This is a genomic window from Paenibacillus antibioticophila (genome assembly GCF_000455265.1).
GTDB classification, from domain to species: Bacteria; Bacillota; Bacilli; order Paenibacillales; family Paenibacillaceae; genus Fontibacillus; species Fontibacillus antibioticophila.
Map to the genome: position 1 here is coordinate 2,745,383 of NZ_HG005139.1, position 20,750 is coordinate 2,766,132.

A 20,750-nucleotide genomic window follows, 5' to 3' on the forward strand; every position below is an offset into this window, starting at 1 on the left:
GCCAACCGTCCTTGTCGGCACATCCTTTCAGCTTTCTGTTCCCGACTTTAATTTGCTTCCGCCTTGCTGCTTTCGGCAATCTTATCCTCAACGAACTTCTGCATGGTTTGCAGCGTTTCATCCAGATCCACATTGCCGCGTACAATATCTGCACAGTAAGTATCTACCGCTTCAGCTACATAAGGATAATATTCATAGGTATAGATATATAGGGATTCGATCTCCTTCTCGTTAGAGGTGAAGAAGGATTGCATGTATTGTGAGTAGTCCGGGCTTTCAATCACTTCTTTACTTGCAACAATTTGTCCAGCCTTCGCCCATTCAATTGAATTTTGACGAATAAATTCCAGGAAAGCACCGATACCTGCTTCCTTCTCATCAGATCGTTTATCATTCTTGAGCATAGCGAACAAATGGGAAGAGGCCCGGTTCGTAAATTTATCCGCAGTTGCAGAGTAAATATTGGTCACCCCGAAATTGAGTCCCTCTACTGCAGCATGAGCTGTAGAGCTCCACGTTCCGTCTGTAGAGAAGAGAACATTGCCGGATTGGAACATCAGGTATCCATCTTCACCGAACGGAGTCATCAGACCCGCATCGGCAATCTTCTTCACTTCCTCGAAGGCTTGCTTCATCACCGGCGTGTTTACCGCAGGCTGCCCATTTTCTTCAATAGCTCCTCCAAGATTCTGGATTTGCGCAAGAATGACCCATCCAAGGAGAGCATCATTTACTACATAATCTCCTTCGTCCAGCTTGCCTTGAAGAGAGAGCATCTCATCGATCGTCACAACATCATCATCCAGGAAATATTCCACATCGTATTTCTTAAGCAAATCCTTGTTGTAATACATGGTGTTGCTATGAATATCAAGCGGAACTGTATACTGCGTTCCATCAATGTTTCCAGTTGTCCAAGCTTGAGGCAAATAGTTTTCTTCTTTAATTTCAGGCTGGCCGGCGATCGCCGAATCAATCTGTTCGAGCACCCCTTGCTTTACAAAGCCGGGCACCCGGTCAGCGTGGATAATTGCCAGGTCAGGTACACCTTTGCCGGAGTTAAGCACCGTTGATATTTTTGTATACATATCCGCTGTGATCACATGTTTAACTTGAATTTCCGGGTTGGTCGCATTGTACTCCTTTACCAGTTGGTCCATATAAGCGCCGTCATCTCCGGTCAAGGGAGTCCAAAATGTAATTGTCTTGCTGTCCGAACCGCCTCCGCATCCCGATAACACGATACTCAGAACAAAAATAGTAATCATCATGATTATTCCGTGCTTTTTCAAAACCTTCGCCCCCTAAATTTTAATAAAGCTTGATAATGGCATGCAGATAACTCAGATTCTACTTTCTTTCTCAACTTGTACGTACATCTTTAGATAAATTAATAAATTTATAGCTTCAACACCTCCCGGTCCTGCAAATAGGACTCCCTTATACTGGTCAACCATAACGCCATCAATTATTTTATTAATATATGAAATAATTGACGAATAATTAAATGAATTCGCTTACAGGTATAAATTAACATAGGATTTCAGCGTTGTAAATACGTCATTTTAAATCTTTTCATTGTTTTATAAAAAAAATATAATCATTAAGTTAATACAATGTAAAATCAAAGAGATGAGGCCTAAAAACGCCTGATTTATTTTATGTATTTGTAAACCATAGCGTCAAAATAGTTCATTTTTTTCTTTAATTCGTGCCTTTACCTCTCTTAACTTTGAAATCTCTTCCAATTAAATGTTCATTGATTTATAATAGTATAAAATAAATATATTTTTAACTTCATTATTGGAAGAGGGTTAGAACCGGATGATTTATATCAAGGATTTAATGAGCGGCATCGATATTTTTAAAGCGCTTAGTTCGGAGATCCGAATTCAAATGCTGGAGCTGCTGGCCAAGAATCAGGCCTTGAATCTGAATGAGATTGCAAGCAAGCTGGGACTAAGCAACGGGGCCATTACAATGCACGTAAAAAAGCTCGAAGAAAGCGGGCTAATTGAGATCAATACCACCGTCGGCAAGCATGGCATTCAAAAAATATGTTATCTGAATAAAGACAAATTGATGGTTGATCTTCGCAGTAAAGATATGGAGAATTTGTACGAGGTTGAGATTCAGGTGGGTCATTACAGTAATTATCAAGCAGTACCTACATGCGGGCTCGCTACCAAAGACAGCATTATCGGCGACTTTGACGATCCGCGATACTTCGCTGATCCTCAGCGTATCGACTCCGAAATCATTTGGCTTGCCGAAGGCTTTCTGGAATACCGGATTCCGAATTATCTTAAGCCCAATCAGAGCTTTCGAGAAATCCAGTTCTCCATGGAGCTGGGTTCTGAAGCCCCTGGTTACTGCGATAATTATCCTTCCGATATTTATTTTTATATTAATAATATAGAAATTGGATGTTGGACCAGTCCCGGCGACTTCGGTGATATTCGAGGAACCTTCAATCCGGAATGGTGGCCGCCTCACTTAAATCAATATGGCATGCTGAAATTAATCCGGATTAACCGGGATGGCAGTTATATCGATGGCTGCAGGATTTCAGACGTCACACTGGATCAAATCCAGCTGGATTACAAGAGCGACATTACGTTTCGCATCGCCGTTACTGACGGTCCTCTGAACAAGCGAGGATTAACTATCTTTGGCAGAAATTTTGGCAATTATGGACAGGATCTGCTTGCGCGTGTGCTTTATGATGTGCGCCAGACTTAACCGCATCATGCATTTTTTACCTGCTAGCACGAAGAAGCCCTTCGGCCACTTCTATTAAGTGGTTATGAAGGACTTCTTTTTTATCCTCGGAAAAGACCGAAGCCTTTACGAGGATACTCAGGCTGCTAACAACGATTATGGACGGAGCCGCGAATGTAAAAGAGTCCTAGCAGCCTCGTACTTCTTGTTCAAACCGGGCATCTACCCCGTCCGCTGTTAAGCCGTTACGCTTAATTCTACAGCTACCGTATCCCGGCTGTTCCCGCCGACCTGCACGCTTACCTTGCATGGCTCGGCCGCAAATTTCATTTCCCGGTTCCAGATACCGAGTTCCTCCCGGCCCATCGTAAACTCTACAGCCTGCCGTTCTCCAGGCTTAAGCGTCACCTTGGCGAAGCCCTTCAATTCAGCAAAACGCCGGGTAATGCCGGATTCGCTGGCCTGAATATACAACTGTGCCGTTTCCGTTCCCGCCAGAGCGCCTGTATTCATGACCTCTACACGGACCTTTACCTCTTCCCCGCCTTCCAGCTCTCCCGCAGATATTGCGGTACGTGATAAGGACAGATTCTCATAGGCAAAATCCGTATAGCTTAAGCCGTAGCCGAACGGATATAATGCCGCCGATGGCATATCAACATATACGCGCGGCCGCGATGGTGTCTTCTGATTGTAATATACCGGCAATTGCGCCGAGGAACGCGGCAGCGAAACCGGCAGCTTGCCGCTTGGCAGCTCCTGTCCGAACAGGATTTCAGCCACGGCCTGCCCACCCTCTGTCCCTGGATACCAGGCACAGAGAATGGCTCCGCAGAGCTCCTCAATGTCGGTTAGCGCATGCGGTCGGCCCTGGATGATAACGGCAACAACCGGCGTACCGGTAGCAGCTACCGCTGCAGCCAACTCACGCTGAACGCCGCCGAGCGATAGATCCGCCAGATCGACACCTTCGCCGCAATCCATCTCAGAGGGGCTGCCCTCGGAGAGGATCGCCGCACCGTTGCTGTCGAAGTCGCCGCCAAACTGGCGAGCACTGCTTCCGCCCAATACCAGTACGGCAACGTCAGCTCCCTTCGCCGCCTCCACCGCTTCAGCGATGCCCGCTGTAGAGAGATCACGAATGCCGCAGCCCAGCGCATGCACGATTTCCGTGCCTTCCGGAGCCACGGAACGAATGCCTTGCAGCACCGTCGTTCCGCTTCCCTCCGGCTGTACGCTGGTGTAATCGCCTAATTGATTGTACAGACGATCCGCATTCGGACCAATGACCGCAATACGGCGAGGCGAGGAAGAGAGCGGCAGCAGGTTATCTTTATTCTTAAGCAATACCAGCGACTCTCTGGCAATTTGCAGGTTAACCGCCTGATATTCCGGTCTTCTGGCAGCGGAGCCAGACTCGGAAACATAAGGCTGGTCGAACAAGCCCAGCCGGAACTTAAGGCGCAAGACACGCGCCACGGCCCGGTCCAGCTCCTCTTCCTTCACCAAGCCCTGCTTCACCGCCTCCTCCAGCGTTGAGAAGGCGGTGTCCCACAGGCTGAGATCAACACCGGACTTTAAGGCCAAGGCCGCGGCAGACTCATAGCTGCCGGTCAAGGTCAGCAAACGGTCCACGGCCTGCCCATCCGCCATGACAATGCCATCAAATCCCCATTCCTCGCGCAGAGTGCCCGTCAAAAGCTCCGGGTTAGCATGACAAGGCACGCCGTCAATCTCGTTGTATGCCGCCATAAAGCCTGCCGCCCCAGCCAATGCCCCGGCCCGGGCCGCAGGCAGATGAATCTCCCGCAGCTCACGTTGTCCGATGGCAGCCGGTCCGGCATTCCGCCCTCCTTGGGCAGCTCCTTGAGCACATAGATGCTTCAGTACCACTGCCAGCTTATCCGTCCCTGCCAATTGCTGCGGATCATCCCCCTGCATGCCGCGCACCGCCGCTTCGGCAAATTGCGAGGCGAGGTAAGGGTCCTCACTGAAGCATTCCTCCGACCGCCCCCCACGAGGCTCTTGCAGCATATCAAGCGCTGATACCAGGCCGATGTGAGCGCCGCGGCTGCGAATTTCCGCCGCCATCAGGCTATAAGCTTGCTTCATTAATTCCGGGTTCCAGGTAGCCCCTACACCCAAATTAACCGGAAGCAGGGTACCGTCCAGCGCCTGGTGGCCATGGGGACATTCCTCGGTCAGCAGCACGGGGATACCCAGACGCGTATGCTCGAGCACGTACCGCTGCACCTGATTGGCCGCCTTGGCGCTCTCCGTTGCGGTAATGCCGTTGCTATAATTGACTCCCGACCAGGGGTCGCTGCGGAACAGGCCGTACAAAGCCCCCATCCCGCCGCCACGGGCTACCTCATCCTTGAACGCATCGGTCAGCTCGAAGCGTTCCCCTTGACGTATGTAGGCATCCCAACCGTACATCCGCTGGTTAAGCTGCCCTACCTTCTCAGTGAGCGTCATGCGCTCCAGCAAATCCGCGATTCGCTCCTCCAAAGGAACGGATGATTGTTTGTATTTCTCCATGTTCTGCTTCCTCCCGCCTGCCGATACTCCGCGCAGTTGTTTATTTGTCCTCTGCCGATGGATTGCGTTCTTGCGTCTCGACACTTTCCGCAGCCGCGTCCTTGCCGACGCGCAGGCCCCGATACTCCTTCGGCGTCATGCCTGTATGCAGCTTGAAGACCGAAACAAAATATTTGTATTCCTTATAGCCTACCTTATCCGCGATTTCGAACACCTTGTCATGGGTTGTGGCCAACAGGTCTTTGGCCTGCTCGATTCTCATCTCGTTCATGTACTCCGTAAATCCTCTGCCCGTGCTTTGCTTGAAAATGTAACTAAAATAACTCGGCGTAATCTTCAGCCAAGCGGCAACCTCGGAAGCCTTCAGATCAGTACGATAATGATCGATAATAAACTTCTTGGCCTTCTCGACCACCCAATAGGACTTGTCCATCCCGGTCTTGTCGATCAACTGCTGCAAGGCCTGCATATCTTCCATGACCACAGCCTCCAGACCAGCGTAGGAATTGTAGATATTCGGGTCCGGCTGTCCGGGATGGCCATAATCAAGGCCCGTCATGCCGCTTTGACGCAATCGTTGGCGCAGAAGGGCAAAGACCTCCTCATAAATCTTCCAGATTTCCGGCAGCAAGTAACCCGAGTCACGGAAGAAACCGAACATCCCGGCAACCAGGGCCCGCACCTCCTGCTGATCCTGCTTGAACAACGCAGCAACCAGCTGCTGCACCGTGTCCGCAATATCCAATCCGGGAAGCTTACGCTCCCTCATGAGCTTATCATAACAGCCCGCAGTCAGCACCTGTCCTTGGCCCAGCACATGAAGCCCCAACAGCCGAATCGCCTCCGCACAGCACTCCGCAGTCTCTTCCAGATGGGCGTATATCCGGGATGCGCCTCCATAGATGCGCCCCTCCCCATCAGGAGATAACGCAGTCACCGCCCGGTCCAGCAGCTCATCCCATTCGCCAAGCTCCAATTCTTCATCCGCAACCAGCAGGGTAATTAATAGATTCTCGTGGTCAAATACAGAAAACGCCCGAAGGCTTTGCCGCTCCAGATGCTGCCTCAGGCTCTCCAGCCAAGACCGCTGGACCTGCTCATAAGATTCGCCCTTTACGCTCGCAAAGCGCTGATGGAACTCGGCAAACTGCGTGGCCAGAATCCGAAATTGAACGCCGCGAAGCGATGCAGGAGGCTCCTGCCCATAAGCCAAACCGTGGCGAGCCGTGCCCGAAAGCCACAGCTGGATATCCTGCATCGCCCCCTCTTTGTCCCTCTGGCGGATGCGCTGTACAATTTTCCCGACAACGGCGGTCAATTCCTCGATATCAACCGGCTTAAGCAAATAATCGTTGACTCCCAAACGAATCGCTTGGCGCGCATAGCTAAAATCTTCATAACCGCTAATCATGACGACCTGTACATGAGAATGATGCGAACGAAGCTGCTCCGCAAGCTCCAGACCGTCCATTCCGTCCATGCGAATATCCGAAAGCACCAGATCCACGCTATGCTGCTCCACCAGCCGCAGCGCTTCCCTGCCTTCACTGGCCTCTCCAACCACTTCAACGCCTAGCTCGGCCCAATCAATAGTATAGCGCAAGCCTTCGCGAATCACCGTCTCATCATCAACGATAAGCATTTTTATACGATTGTTCTCACCCACGAATGTCATGCTTGCTTCAAAATCAGGACTCATGCGGTTCACCTCCTGAATGAGTGGTCTCGGTGTAGGGGATTCGGAGACGAATCCAGGTCCCCTTGTCCGTTGTCTCTACAATCTGCAATCCGTAATCCGGTCCAAAGAAAATCGACAACCGCTCATGAATGTTGTTCAGAGCCCCTTCCCTGCCCACGCCCGTTGGCCGCTGATCCAGAGCCATGCGAATTTCCTCCGCCCGTTCAAGGGTCATCCCTTTGCCATTGTCGATCACATCAATCCAAATCTCGCCTTCTTCGGCATAACACCGGACCGTCACTTTATTGACCGGATGGCTCTGGTGCAACCCGTGCTTGATAAAATTTTCGACCAAAGGCTGGATCGTCGCTTTCAAAGTAATTGCCTCTTCAATTCCAGCTTGTATGAATAGGGTATACTTTAACCGCTTCTCTCCCAATCTGCGCTGCTGCAAATACAGATAAGAGCGGGCAAACTCCAGTTCCTTACGCAGGGTCGTCTCATAGCTGCCCGTGCCTACACTCGAACGAAAGAACTTGGACAACATTTCAATCAATTGGCTTGATTGTGTCGCCTTCTCCAATCGGGCGGTCCAGCGAATCATATCCAATGTATTGTAGAGAAAATGCGGGTCCATCTGGTTCTGCATCAGCTTGAGCTCCGACTCGCGCTCCCGCAGCTCCAGCTTGTACTTATGCTCAATCAACTGCTGAATCGTCTGCACCATCTCGTTGAATTTCCGGTTAAGCTCAGCTATCTCGTCCTTGGAGTTAACCGGTACCCGTGCATTGAAATCCCCGAAGGCCACTTTGTTCGTTTCCTTCTTGAGCCGCAGAATAGGTTGAATAATCGTGTAGTGGAACCCGATCAAGGCCGTTAAGCCAAGCAGCAGGATAGCCCCCAAAATAAACAGCATCATCAGCTTGACTCCACGAAATTCCTCCGATACCTCCGCTTCAGGGATCATGGCGATCACCTTCCACTCCGTATTCTCCATCCGATCGTAAACGGTCAGATAGCGAATATCGTCCACCTCATAGGTCAGGTCCCCCCTGTCGGAAGAAAGCTTGTCCAACAAGGAACGATCCGGCTTGAAGCCTTCCGGCATCTGATTCCGGGAGCCCAGAATGATCTGCCCCTTGGGACCTACGATAAACACGCTGCCGGTCCCTGCTTTGAATATTCCTTTTTCTAATGAATTCACAATGCTCGCTTCATCCAAGCGAATAATCAGCCGGCCGAGCGGTCTTGTAATCTGGCTGTAGGAATTAAGCACCCGAAACATGGACAACACACGGACCTCTCCATTCCAGCCGCTCTGAAGCTGATATCCCTCCGTCCAAACGATCCCGCCCTTGCGCTCCTTGGCCTCCTGCTGCCATCTCTGTTCATCCCCGCTAAACGGCTCGCCCATCTCGATAAAGCTGCCGTTAAAGCCAGTGATTTCAATTGCCCGGATATACCCCTTGGACATCAGTTGAAAGGTAAGAAAATCCTCGATATTACGCTTGAGGTTTGTCTGCTGCTCACTGGTAAGCGGCGGAGCCGACCTAAGAAAGTTGCGCATGTCCGGACTCAGAATTAAGTAGTTGGCGATGTCCTCGACCATCTTGGTTTGCTCACCAAGCTGGTTAACGACATTGTCCAGATTGCGTTTAGTCGAATTGATAAACTGGTCTCTTAATACAACATTAAATTGATACTGAACCACGACGCCGACCCCGATGGTCGGCAAAATGACAAACAGCAGGAAAATAACAAGCGCTTTGCGTTTCAAGCTAAAGCTGCCAAGGACTCTTCTGTTGCCTGTCATCATGCTGTCGCCTCCACCTGGTCTTTGATGCAAATTGACCGCCTGTCCGCCGCCCCCAACACTTTGCAAGGACGGCTAACAGCCGGTTTATGTTATGTTATCCTTTTACCGCTCCCGCCGTCATACCGGTAACCAGTTGTTTTTGCAGCAGCAGGTAGAAAATAACGATTGGAATCAATGCCATCGTTAACGCCGACATTTGCAAGGTCAGGCTTGCTGTCTCGATGCCGACGAAGTTTGCAAGCCCCAGCGGCAGCGTCTTCAACTCGGAGGAACTGATCAGCACGAGCGCGAACAAGTATTCATTCCAGTTATATATGAAATTGAGGATGATGACGGTCGCCATCGCCGGTCTCGTTATTGGCAAAATAATTGACCAGAATATCCGGAAGATGCCGGCGCCGTCCATCACGCCCGATTCCTCGAGATCCTTCGGGAACCCCCGCATGAAGCCCTCCAGAATAATGATCGTTAATGACAGGTGAAATGCCGTATACGGCAAAATCAGTGATAAATGCGTATCGAGAAAATGCAGCTTCTGCATAATCAGAAAAATCGGAATCAGCGTAGCATGTATCGGTACGAGCATCCCTAGCAGGAACACTCCGTAAGTCAGCCCGCGAAGCTTGAACTCAAAACGCGAAAGAAAGTACGAGGCCAGCGCCCCGAGAAGCACGGTCACAATCAGGGAAGCAAAGGTCACGAATAAACTGTTCAGAAAATATACGTTCATGTTCGCGATCTTCCAGGCTTCCGCGTAATTGGAAAATTGCAGCGTTTCCGGCAACGAGAACGGGTTGACTGCATATTCCTGCTCTGTCTTGAAGGAGTTAACCACCATCCAGAAAAGCGGAACTATATTCATAATAGCGAATAGACTCGAAAATGTGTATGCAAATATGCGAAACCCCAGCGACTTCCTATTCAAGGCGAACCCCTCCTTCCTCAAGCATCTTTTTCTCTACCCAAGCGATTGACCAGCGTAATGACCACCAGGCTGAACAGCAGAATCAGAATGGACACCGCACTGCCGTAGCCGTAACGCATGTTCATAAAGGCGCTGTTGTACATATGGATGGTCATGACCTCCGTCTGATGCGCCGGACCTCCGCCCGTCAGAATCTGAATCAGGTCAAACACCCGGAAGGAATTACTGATGCTATACACGACACCGACCATCAAAGTACTGCGGATCATCGGAATCGTAATGCGGAAGGTGCGTTTGAAGCCGGTCGCTCCATCCAGCTCGGCAGCCTCGTTCACCTCGTCGGGAATATTTTGCAGGGCCGCCAGGAAAATAACCATATATAAGCCGCAGTTTTGCCAAATATACGCGACACTAATCGACAGCATGGACAAGCGGCTGTCACCGAGCCAATTCTGCTGCCAGCTATCCAGTCCGAACATGCCCAGCAGGTTATTCAACATGCCGTATTCCGTGTTGTAGATCATGCCCCAGATCAAGGACACCATGACCGATGAAATGACGACCGGCATAAAGCCCACGGTACGGAAAAATCCGGAGCCTCTTAGCCCGCGATTGAGCAAGAGCGCAAGCAGCAGACCCAGCGGGATTTGCCCCACCAGACCGGTAACCATGATAATGACGTTATTCTTGACGGACAGCAGAAGATATCGTCGCTCAAAATTCTTGTGAAGTTCTTGAGCCCCACAAAATCCATGGCTCCGATGCCGTTCCAATCCATTAATGAATAATACAATGACAAGCCGATGGGAACGATCGCGATCCCCAGGTAAATGATCAGTGCCGGCAGCAAGCCGATAAATATTGCCAGCTTCGTTCCACGCAGCGTTTGCATGTCGGGTCCCTCCTTTATGTCGAAGCCTTGCTTCACACCCGATGAATGAAGAAAACCCGGGGTTCGGGTTTTCTAGCAAACATCGATTTTGAAGCTCGTGCCTGTCTTGCCGTTTAAGCGCAAGTTCGAGTATTCGAACCGCCTCTGCAAGTGTCGGCTAGTTCATGTTGTCCAGTGCTTCTTGTACGTCTGCAGCCAATTTCTCCGGTGTGGTATGGTCCATCATCAAGGCTTGCAGCCCGTTTTGGAGAACATCGACCACCTGAGTCGGAATCAAGCTGTCGAATACCGGGGAAGTACCGTTTCCGGTCAGAGCAAGCATTTCCTTCAGATAAGGACTGGCATCCTCCGGAATTTCAACCTTGGCCGGCACAACGACGCCATTACGGATCAGTTCCTTATATAAATCTTCGTTAACGAAAAATTTCAGGAATTCTTCGGCAGCCTGCTTCTTCTTCTCATCCAATCCGCTCTTGATCGCAATGCCGTATTGCAGGACGCCGGCACTCTTCTTCGGCTCACCCCTGCCGCCCTCTACGCTCGGGAACAGGGCAATACCAAACTTGTCGCCTTCTTCGTTATTGATGCGGACACGGCCGTCTACCGTAGCCGAGGAAATATGCATGGCTGCTTTCCCTTGAATGAAATAATCCTGGGCTTGCACGGAGTCCATGTTGTTGGCATCCGTATTGAAGGCATCCAGCTTCGACAGCTCCTCGATAACTCCCAGCGCCTTGACGAACTCGGGATCGGTAAATTTGGCCTTGCCTTCCAGAACGGCCGGCAAGAAATCGCTTCCCGTAAAGCGGTCGCCGATAATGGAAATGTAGGAGGATTGCAGCGGCCATTGCTCTTTATTGCCCAGCGAAATCGGGGTAATTCCCGCCGCTTTCAGCTTGGTTACCGCATCGATGAATTGATCATAGGTTTCCGGGAACTGATCGTAGCCTACTTGCGCGAACATCTCTTTGTTGTAATAAATAATGTCGACGAAATTCTGCTTTGTCGGAATCGCATATTGCTGTCCGTCTACGTTAAATCCGCTCAAAGCCGCTTCCGGTAAAATCGAAGTCCAATTTTCCATCAGATGGTTGATCGGCTCAACAAGGCTGCCGGCTACCAGCGGAGCCAAATCGGCACCCGGCCAAACGACGTTGATGTCGGACAAATTATTGGCCGCCGCCAGCGTGCGAAGCTTGGTCTTGTACTGTGCGGACGGAACCCCATCCTGCTTGATCACAATATTCGGATGCTGCTTCTCAAATTCGGCGATTCTAGCCTTATACACTTCGTTATCCACGTTAGGCGAAGTCCAAGGATGCATCATGTTCAAGGTGATTGTTTCTTCTTCACCCGAGCCCCCGTTCTTGCTGTTGCTCGCCGCATTATTATTGCCGCAGGCTGCGGTGAACAAGGTCAGTACCGCGATCAGACCAAGCAATACTGCTTTTTTAGTGCGGTTTCTTTTACTCATAATCAACCCTCTTCTCATATGATTTGGAATCGCTCCACCACCATAACAGGTTATGTTCTCTTATATATCTCTACCTGTTATATTATCTATTATAAAAGCGTAGACAATTCGACTATATCCCATAAAATTTCGATTATATCCGAAATATATCAATAATTTTGTCTTAATCACTTGTATTTCGAGGTTTAAATGTTAACTATTATTACATGAAAATTGAAATTGTTTCTTACTTACGCCTCCTTTCATTTCATTTTCTTTCGGTAAGCGTTTGCAAGAATATTAGGGTGTCCCAAAAGTAAATTTTGGAACATCTTCTTTATGTGTTATGTGGCAAATGCACTAACAGAGCTCACGCGACTGCTCGTACGGTCGATAGTTGAACTTGAACAAGTTAATAGCGGGCAGGCGAAGTTTCGCACTTAGAATTTTGATACCAGGCAGGAGCATCATGACTGCCATTTATTACGTTTGCGCATTTGTTTCCTCGCATGAGGCAGAGCGCAGCTCTAAGCATGCGGCCGGTATGCATATCGTTCGTACGGAAAGGGGGTTGTCCCTCAGTTCAGTAATCATAAGATGACCGAGCTGGAGACTTACGGGACAGCCCCATACATTGAACTGGCACTCTGCAAGCAAATAAATCTGACTAAGCTTGCGAATCTTGCAAAATATGATCGACCAATTCCTCAACCGGTACGGTTGCCAGCGCAATTGCCGTATCCGTGACTCCGTAGTAGATGTACAGCAGGCCGTCCTTCACCACATTCCCTGTCGGGAATACCACGTTCGGAATCTGGTAGCCGAATTTCTCGTAATACGTCTCCGGCTCCATGATGAAGTTATGTGTCCGCGCGATTACCTTCTCCGGATTCTCCAAATCCAGCAGCAACGCCCCTACCCGGTAGACCACTTCATCATCCACCCCGTGGTACAAGACCAACCAGCCCCGGTCCGTTTTTACCGGCGGCGTCGAGCCACCGATCTTCCGCGATTCCCAGGCCATATTCTCCGCCTTGGCCAGCAGCTTCGGCTCTTCCCAGTGGATCAGATCTTCCGAATACGTGATCCACATAGCGGCCTTCTCCGTTCCGTATTCCTCGCCGATATATTCCTCAGGACGGCGCAGCAGCACGAACTTCCCGTTGATCTTTTCCGGGAACAGGATGTTGTCCCGGTCGTTGATATCCAGCGGCGTCGTATCCGCAACGAATTCCCAATCGATCAGATTCTTGGAGGACAGGATTGACGAACGCGTCAGCCAGTGTCCTTCTTCTTCTCCCCAACCGTCCGGATACTCCGGAATCGAACGCTCCGGAACTCCCCGCCCGGTCGGATAATAGCTCATCGCGCAAGGCCGCAACGCATAGTTCAGGTAATACGTATCGTCAATCTTGACGATACGCGGGTCCTGTACGCTTCCGTACGGGAAGCCCAGCATGTCCGGCGTTACGATCGGCTCATCCTTCACATGCGTGAAGTGCACTCCGTCCTCGCTCTCCAGCAGGCCCAGATAGTTCTTACATGGCGTCAACGATCCCGCCGTTCGCTCAATCATATAGAACTTATCGTTATCCAGGATCACCGCCGGGTTAAATACCGTGACCATTCTCCACTCATATCCACCGGGTACCACGATCGGATTCTCCGGATGTCTTGTGATTTTCATCTATTATGCCTCCTCATGTAAGCCCTTTATTTCTTCGTTAATGTTATTATAGCCTTGGTGTCCGGGATGAAATATCCCATGAAGTTTAGAAAACATCTGAATATTGCCGATGTTTTTGTACCACCACGGCCTGGCACATTCTATTGTGGACTCGGCGCTGTAATTTTAGTAAGCATGAAAAAACTCCCCATACGGCAACAGGTTTTATTATTTCACCTGTCCGCCGTATGGGGAGCGTACACCTTTTGGGTTAACCCCTTCTGTATTTACTGCTTCACGGCCCGATGCTAGGCCTCGTAATTCACAATGTAACTCTGCAATTCGGTATGATAAAAACCCACACTATACTCAATCAGTTTTCCAAATTCATCCCGCGAGGTTCTGGAGCGCCGCAATACAGGCGTATTGATCTCCAGTCCCAGTGCTGAGGCGGCCTCAGCCGGAACCTGAACCGCTCCGAATTCATCCTGGAGCTGATCCAGGGACAGCCCCTGCTCCTCCAGCAGCTCGTATAACGATTGCTCGCTTAGATCCATGAGCTCCAATCCCTCCAGGAGCGGAGTCACATAATGAATATAGTAGATAAAGGGCTGCCCGTTGAGCAAATACATGCGCACCAGACGAAGGCACCGCGAACCGAACTCTGCCGTCAGCTTCTGCTTCTCCTTCGCACTCAAGAGGTCTCCCAGCTCCGCATTAGCTCCGTCGGCCTCCAGTGCAATCAGCTCCACGGCAAGCCAGCGCTTCTGAATCCGGTGCCCGGATTCCACGAGAATTTCCGTGAAATGCTTCCACTTGGACAGCTTGGAGGCAGCCTTGTTGCGGATGACGCGGGTGCCGCGGCCGCTGCCCTTTTCCAGAAAGCCTTCCTGAACCAGCTCCTGAATGGCTCCGCGAACCGTAATCTTGCTAACACCGAATTCCCGTTCCAGCAGCGGCTCGGAAGGAATGTTACTGCCCAAGGCATACTCTCCATGGAGAATACGCTCTCTGATGATCTGTTTGATTTGTAAATATAACGGCCTTTCCTTTCGGGACAAGCTCACGTGTAATTCACTACCTTTCCACATCTTCCTGTTCGGGCAGCCTTTAATGACCTATCGTTCCACATCTCCGGCAGTGCTGTGCATGGCCTTGAATACGTCCTGTTCCGAGGACATCGGCGTGTCACCGCTCACCGTGTGAGCCAACAGAGCCGCAGCCGCTGCAAAGTTGACGGTCTTCTCCGGCTCATAATCCGAGAGCTCTCCGTGCAGAATCCCGCTTGCATAAGCGTCGCCAGCTCCGATCCTGTCATGGACGGAAAAGGTCAGCTTCTCCGAGAACGTAAATGCACCCTTTTTCAGCATAAACCCTTGCAAGGAATGACGATTATCTCCGTGAATATGACGATGCGTTCCCGCAAGGACCTTGATCTGATAATCAGCAGCCACCTGCGGAAGCAATTCGTATAATTGATCAATACGCTCCTTGGCCGCTGTTTTCCTGCCAAGTGTGAGCATAACATCCTTCTCGTTCATGAATACGATGTCAGAAAGTTCAAGCATTTGCTCATACAATGGCTTGGCCTTCGCATACCCCTCGGCTCCCCACAATGATGGACGATAGTTGCAATCAAACACTACCAGACCGCCATGCTGCTTGACGGCCCGGGCCAAAGCCAGCATATGCTCCCGCACCTGATCATTCATAGCAAGCGTAATCCCGCAGAAATGAATCGCATCGATCCCGGAAGCAATCTGCTCCAGATCATAGGTCCCTTTCGGAGCCGTGTTGAAGCTGCTCTCCTGGCGGTTGCTGTAAGTTACCCGGCTTGGGCGCATACCGAACCCGTTTTCCAGAAAATAAAGACCCAAATAGCTGCCGCCTCTAGTGATATGATCGCTTCTGATCCCCAGTCGGTGGAGACTGGACAATGCTGCATCGCCAAGCGGATTATCCGGCAACCGTGACACGAGATACCCTGTATGGCCGAAGCGCGACAGCGCCGAGGCTACATTAACGCCCGTGCCGGAGAAGGAATAATTCAGCGTGTTGCTCTGCGACAGCAGATCAAACCCCGGCACCTGGAGGCGCATCATAACTTCCCCAAATGCAGCAATGGTCTTAGGCATAGGTTTGTGCCAGCCTTTTCACGATATCAAGCAAGGTACGCACATCTTCCGGTCTGGTATTCCCGGATTCGGAATCAATAATTGAAGAGTATACGTGAGGGATGATCTTCTCAACCCCTGCTTCAAGCGCGATTTTTACAATCGGTTCAAAGTTATCCAGATCAATCCCGCCGGTCGGCTCCAGGGCCAGCCCTTCCTCCGCACAAGCCTTGGCGACTTCACGGTATTCGTCTCCACAAGCCAGACCCTTCATCGGAAAATACTTCAATGCATTCCCGCCCATATCCTTGACGAGTGCAATGGCCGCCCTTACCGGAACGATGGCATGAGCTCCGTTTGCTGCACTTATCGGTCCTGTCGAAATGTTAACATAGCCAACTTTGCCTGTCGGAGACACCAAGCTGTTGATCCAGCTGTCCCGCTCTCCAAGGTTAGCCCGTGTCGCGCCCACAGCCGGGAATACCTGATTGATGTGGCTGCCCGGATAATGCTTCGCAATTTCCGCCACGACGGCAGCCTGACGGTTATCGCCCGCGCCTAGGCCGATGGATACGGCATTCTCAATCGCCTCTCCGTATTGCCGCATGGCAATGACCGCTTCCTCTACCGTCGGATATGCTTTGGACAGCACTCCAACGAGTACGTGGCCCTCTGCTGCTTCAAACACCTCTTTGGCATTGGCAATATCCTTCGCCAACACATTCAACGCAATCCTTCCCTGATAAAAACGCTTGTCAATTCCCGCCATTTTTATTTGCCTCCCAACAAGTGTTGAATTTGAGCTACGATAACATCCATATCATCGCCGAGCAACGGACGCGGATCAATGTCAAAGAATCCTTGCCGCACCCCGTAATCGCGGGTATACACCGCTATATCGCCTTGCTGCAACGCCTCCGCCAATTGCTTGGCATTCATTGGGGCTGCATCGGGATCAATATGTATGCGCCCCCGGAATATCGCTCTTCCCGCCTCATCCTGAACAATACTTACCTTCACTCCAGGCAATTCGCCAAGCGGCAGCAGCGCTTCCAACGCCGCACGCTCTTGCTCGCTTTTGTCCACTTTATTCATGTATTCATCCAATGCCTGCAAGAGGCCGAAGCTTGTCTCCTTCCCTACCTTCATACTACGGCCAATGCCATGAAGCTGCACCTTGAGCCATTCAATATACTGGCGCTTCCCTGCAACAATACCGGAGGTTGGCCCTTCAATCGCTTTGGAGCCGCTATAGATTGCCAGATCCGAGCAGGTAACATACTTCTTTACATCCTCTTCAGCCGCAGCATCGACAATCAGCGGGACGCCCTGCTCTTTTGCAATGGCCCATGCCTCTTCAACGGAGATCATGTTTTTCTGTACGGCATGATGAGATTTCACATATAGAATCGCTGCTGTACGCTCATTGACCGCATCCCGGATATGCTCTGCTTTTCCTTCATTGGCATAACCAACCTCGATCAAGCGGCCTCCGCCGAGGTAAACCATGGTCTCCACAGGGGCTCCGTATTGTACATTATGCCCCTTAAGAATAATGATTTCATTGCGGGCAATCGGTTCCTGATGCAGCCGTTCGCTAAGCCGCCGGTTCCCTTGCGTGACGATGGCCGCCACGGAAAGGGCAATCCCGCTGGATGCGGAATTGACGATTACTGCCGCTTCCGATCCGATTAGACCTGCGATGTAATCTCCCGCCTTATTGGTCAAGTCCGCAATCTCCACATAGCTCTGCCCGCCTTGCTTCATGGCCTCCATCACCGTATCTGTCGGTGCGGATACGCCAAGGATGCTCATCCGGCCGCTGGCATTGATTACCCGCTTAAGCCCGTATTTTGCTTGCAATGTATTCCCCATTTGCCACAACTCCCTCCGCTTGAATAAATTGGTCTGCGACTCGCTCTTCTCCCTCAGAATCAAGGAGTACAGCTTGTTCCCGCACTACTCTGAACAAAGTCAGGTTAGCTTCATCTCCAACTTGAATTCTCCCCAGCTCCGGTCTTCCAAGCCAGGCGGCTGCACGCACGGTAACGGCATCAATGACTTGCTCCAGCGAGTAGCCGAGCAGCAAAAACTTCGATAGCACACTTGCCATGTCATACACCGGTCCGTTAAGCCGGTTCCCGCGGTAAATATCAGTACTGATCGTATCCGGAGCAATGCCATGCCTTCTGGCAGCCTCGGCAACTTTGAACGAGAAGCTTGCCGTACCATGCCCGACATCCAGATGGACACCCCGTTTTACGGCATCCGTAAGCACCTCAAGCGGATTCCCGGCCTCATCAAACAAATTGTTCCGTTTTCCATTCAGATAGTGTGTCACAATATCCCTGCGCTTCAAAAAAGGGAGTACCTCCCGTATATCAGGCGGTCCGGAGCCAATATGAACCATAAGCGGCAAGCCTGTCTCATCCGACAACTCTCTAGCTGCCTTCAACGGTTCAAGTCCTTGATCCAGCACCACACTGCGGCTGATCCGTGCCTTGAGTCCAACGATATCCGACCGATACCGCTCAATGGCCAGTCCCAGCTTCTCCCGGTCAATCCATTCCATAAGCGACAATTCATCCAGCCTCGATAATCCAATCCGTGAAATGTTCAGAAAAGCCAGCAGCCGTGTCTTCGCTTCCTTGCCATCGGCCAACAGCTCCTTGATCCGATCGGCTCCACAGCTCCCGGCATCCACCACGGTCGTCACGCCTTGATGAACACCAATCTCATCGATATCATCACCGTAAGGATCAAACGCCGAAAAAGCGTGAACATGCATATCGATCCATCCACTGGATACGTAAAGCCCGCGACAGTCTATGGTTTGCATATCTCTGCCGAATGCCGCTCGCTCCGTTTCTGTAATCGCTGCGATCCGCCCATCCTTAATTATAATATCGTTGATCCCGGATTTCCCCATGATCTGAACTCCGCTCAGAACGTAGGATTTATCCATTCTCTCACCGCCTCGAAGAAAACGTTATAATGTTCGGTTTTACTTTATCATGATATGTAACGTATGTAAATATAACGTTATAATGTTTAATACAAATAACAACTATATAGGTTTATCTGAAATGCTACGTAGTAAAGGCATAAGAATGAAGTGTGCTGAAGTAAAAGCTTTCTGAAAGAAAGCTACTTCGGGAGCATGTGCTCGGAGCGTTCACCTTTGTGAGTGAATTTCTACCCCTTGATGGCTTAGTTCAATAAGAGAAATCCATGAACAACAACGATCGTAAGAACACTTCACTCGTTGCCTCCAACGTACATCATTAATTCAACCTCTATGAGATTCACATGAGAACGTTTGAAACAGGGAATTATGACTTAAGAGAATAACAAAGGAGTTGATCAGCATGTATAAGCAAGGAGAGAAATTTCGCAGTTGGGGAAAGGGCGTACTATGGATCAGCGCGTTTGCCCTCTTACTAGGAACCGGCTATGTGGTGTACATTTTATTCTCGGTATTTTGGGAGAAATAAAGAGCGGCCCGCGGCCGCCGAAGGTTAAGGCTGAAAGTTAAAGTCGAAGGTTAAAATAGTCTGAACAAAAGTACAATTACCGCGATAATCCCAGTCAGAATAAGCAAATTGGAAATTTGTCTCCATAGGCCGGGTACGCCTTCGCGATGGAGCTTGGCGGTATTGACATCATAATTAGCCTTGGCGCCATGAGGATCGGCAGAATCAGCAAAGGGTTGGTGCTGTTGATCTAACATAAGCAGGGCTCCTCTCCTTCTGAATTACCGATTCGTGCAGAACTGGGATAATAATTCAATTATACTTTAAATAAAGCTATAAAAATAGGCTCTATTCAAACGGAGAAAGACTCGGTTTGAACTAGAGCCTGTTTGAATTTGAATGGATAAATCGTCGTGTCGGTGTGAGTCTTCCACTACTCGGATTTGTTGCTGCCATCCGTGTATGCCTCCGCCAGCATATAGACGACGCATGCACCCACAGCGCTAATGATACCTGTCACCTTCACTGTTGTATCGTCTGAAGCGCCTGCAGCAGCAAGCACCGAGGTCCCCACCGCAACCACCATGGCCCAGAATTTTCGTGAAGACAGCTTTCGTTTCCAATCAATCTTCATTATTATCCCTCCTCTCCTCTATAACTAGGACTTCTGCGTCTTGGACTCAAGCAGACCAAGATTATATAGCATCTGTAGAGCGACCAATTCAGGCACTCCCTTATCTGCGGAGGTTGTGATTGCACCCGACTGCTTGCCCGCAATGACAGCAGGCTCCGCCCAATTAGGGAGCGGTTCTGTGCCGGACATGTTCAGCCTCCGCTCCAAGGCGGCAATTCGGGCTTCCAGCAAGCTGTTGCTATCCGTTCCCTTGCTCGCTGAAGGCTCTGTATGAAGCTTGCAGAAACGCTGCAATCCTTTTACCGTACCGCTAAATTCGTTCAGGTCCACATTTCCCGAAATGCCGGGGATGGATCCCGAATCGCTGTATTGCCAGAAGCTCCAGGTATTCCAGCCGGGGACGTCATAAGGTGCCTGATTACTGTACCTTGCTACCCACAGCGGATATTTGCCAAGCTCGGCATCGAATTGTTGGGCAAAGCTGTTGCCGGTATAAATGATCGGCGTTCTGCCGGTAAGCCGTTCGATCTCAGCTAAAAAAATCTTGGCAATCTCATTAATGCTCTGCTTGCTCAACCGCCCCGGATTGCTCTCATAATCCATCACCGGCGGCAAATCAAACTCCACGCCTGCAGTTAACAGAGTTTCATAGAAATGCTGAGCTTCCTGTCTTGCTGCGCCCGGTGTGATTGCGTCAAGAAAATGATAAGGCCCTATTAGCAGTCCTGCAGCCTTGGCGCCGGAAGCATTTATTTTGAAATTAGGATCAACCCGGGATGTCCCTTGACTCGCCTTCATAAACACAAAGCTTTTACCCGAAGAGTACACCTTATCCCA

General features: G+C 50.3%; 17 protein-coding genes and 1 pseudogene. 2 read left to right on the forward strand and 16 right to left on the reverse strand.

Annotation, left to right across the window (positions count from 1 at the left end):
• Positions 1-47 precede the first annotated feature (47 nt).
• A complete protein-coding gene (locus tag TX85_RS12625) occupies positions 48-1,271 on the reverse strand; it encodes an extracellular solute-binding protein (RefSeq protein WP_044480044.1) in 1,224 nt (407 codons plus the stop codon).
• Positions 1,272-1,824: 553 nt separating this feature from the next.
• On the opposite strand from TX85_RS12625, the gene TX85_RS12630 reads away from it, so the two are divergent.
• Positions 1,825-2,742 (forward strand): ArsR/SmtB family transcription factor, encoded by a 918-nt coding sequence (locus TX85_RS12630; RefSeq protein WP_044479451.1) that lies wholly within the window; start codon positions 1,825-1,827, stop codon positions 2,740-2,742.
• 216 nt (positions 2,743-2,958) lie between these two features.
• On the opposite strand, the gene TX85_RS12635 is transcribed toward TX85_RS12630, so the two are convergent.
• From TX85_RS12635 to TX85_RS12690, 12 genes and pseudogenes are all read right to left on the reverse strand, one after another.
• Positions 2,959-5,262, reverse strand: a complete 2,304-nt coding sequence (locus tag TX85_RS12635) for a glycoside hydrolase family 3 N-terminal domain-containing protein (RefSeq protein ID WP_044479452.1) — start codon at positions 5,260-5,262, stop codon at positions 2,959-2,961.
• Positions 5,263-5,302: 40 nt separating this feature from the next.
• Positions 5,303-6,961: a response regulator gene (locus TX85_RS12640; protein WP_071784191.1), complete on the reverse strand. Its 1,659-nt coding sequence runs from the start codon at positions 6,959-6,961 to the stop codon at positions 5,303-5,305.
• The gene (locus TX85_RS12645) at positions 6,951-8,756 is read right to left on the reverse strand and encodes a sensor histidine kinase (RefSeq protein WP_233500702.1); all 1,806 of its coding nucleotides are present in this window, start codon (positions 8,754-8,756) and stop codon (positions 6,951-6,953) included. The genes TX85_RS12640 and TX85_RS12645 overlap by 11 nt, the downstream gene beginning before the upstream one ends.
• 94 nt (positions 8,757-8,850) lie before the next feature.
• On the reverse strand, positions 8,851-9,681 hold the full coding sequence (locus TX85_RS12650) for a carbohydrate ABC transporter permease (RefSeq protein WP_044479454.1): 831 nt from the start codon (positions 9,679-9,681) through the stop codon (positions 8,851-8,853).
• A gap of 17 nt (positions 9,682-9,698) precedes the next feature.
• Positions 9,699-10,573, reverse strand: a pseudogene (locus TX85_RS12655) (carbohydrate ABC transporter permease).
• Between the two features lie 157 nt (positions 10,574-10,730).
• Positions 10,731-12,047 carry an extracellular solute-binding protein gene (locus TX85_RS12660; protein ID WP_044479456.1) on the reverse strand — a complete coding sequence of 439 codons (1,317 nt, stop codon included), beginning with the start codon at positions 12,045-12,047 and terminating at the stop codon, positions 10,731-10,733.
• Between the two features lie 646 nt (positions 12,048-12,693).
• Positions 12,694-13,713 carry a glycoside hydrolase family 130 protein gene (locus tag TX85_RS12665; RefSeq protein ID WP_044479457.1) on the reverse strand — a complete coding sequence of 340 codons (1,020 nt, stop codon included), beginning with the start codon at positions 13,711-13,713 and terminating at the stop codon, positions 12,694-12,696.
• A 287-nt stretch (positions 13,714-14,000) separates the two neighbouring features.
• Positions 14,001-14,759, reverse strand: coding sequence for a GntR family transcriptional regulator (locus tag TX85_RS12670; protein WP_044479458.1), 759 nt, complete (start codon positions 14,757-14,759; stop codon positions 14,001-14,003).
• Positions 14,760-14,810: 51 nt separating this feature from the next.
• The gene (locus TX85_RS12675; RefSeq protein ID WP_044479459.1) at positions 14,811-15,827 is read right to left on the reverse strand and encodes a sugar kinase; all 1,017 of its coding nucleotides are present in this window, start codon (positions 15,825-15,827) and stop codon (positions 14,811-14,813) included.
• The gene (dagF, locus tag TX85_RS12680; RefSeq protein WP_044479460.1) at positions 15,820-16,575 is read right to left on the reverse strand and encodes a 2-dehydro-3-deoxy-phosphogluconate aldolase; all 756 of its coding nucleotides are present in this window, start codon (positions 16,573-16,575) and stop codon (positions 15,820-15,822) included. Before dagF ends, TX85_RS12675 begins: the two co-directional genes overlap by 8 nt.
• A gap of 2 nt (positions 16,576-16,577) precedes the next feature.
• A complete protein-coding gene (locus TX85_RS12685) occupies positions 16,578-17,681 on the reverse strand; it encodes a DgaE family pyridoxal phosphate-dependent ammonia lyase (protein ID WP_044479461.1) in 1,104 nt (367 codons plus the stop codon).
• On the reverse strand, positions 17,647-18,771 hold the full coding sequence (locus TX85_RS12690; RefSeq protein WP_044479462.1) for an amidohydrolase/deacetylase family metallohydrolase: 1,125 nt from the start codon (positions 18,769-18,771) through the stop codon (positions 17,647-17,649). The genes TX85_RS12685 and TX85_RS12690 overlap by 35 nt, the downstream gene beginning before the upstream one ends.
• Before the next feature lie 403 nt (positions 18,772-19,174).
• Here TX85_RS12690 and TX85_RS27965 point away from each other — a divergent pair, with 403 nt between their 5' ends.
• The gene (locus TX85_RS27965; RefSeq protein ID WP_262362635.1) at positions 19,175-19,300 is read left to right on the forward strand and encodes a hypothetical protein; all 126 of its coding nucleotides are present in this window, start codon (positions 19,175-19,177) and stop codon (positions 19,298-19,300) included.
• A 50-nt stretch (positions 19,301-19,350) separates the two neighbouring features.
• Here the strand turns inward: TX85_RS27965 and TX85_RS12695 are convergent, their stop codons facing one another.
• From TX85_RS12695 to TX85_RS12705, 3 genes are all read right to left on the reverse strand, one after another.
• Positions 19,351-19,536: a hypothetical protein gene (locus tag TX85_RS12695; protein ID WP_044479463.1), complete on the reverse strand. Its 186-nt coding sequence runs from the start codon at positions 19,534-19,536 to the stop codon at positions 19,351-19,353.
• A 176-nt stretch (positions 19,537-19,712) separates the two neighbouring features.
• Positions 19,713-19,913, reverse strand: coding sequence for a hypothetical protein (locus TX85_RS12700; RefSeq protein WP_044479464.1), 201 nt, complete (start codon positions 19,911-19,913; stop codon positions 19,713-19,715).
• Positions 19,914-19,937: 24 nt separating this feature from the next.
• On the reverse strand, positions 19,938-20,750 hold an 813-nt coding region (locus tag TX85_RS12705; protein ID WP_044480048.1), incomplete at its 5' end, for a glycoside hydrolase family 25 protein.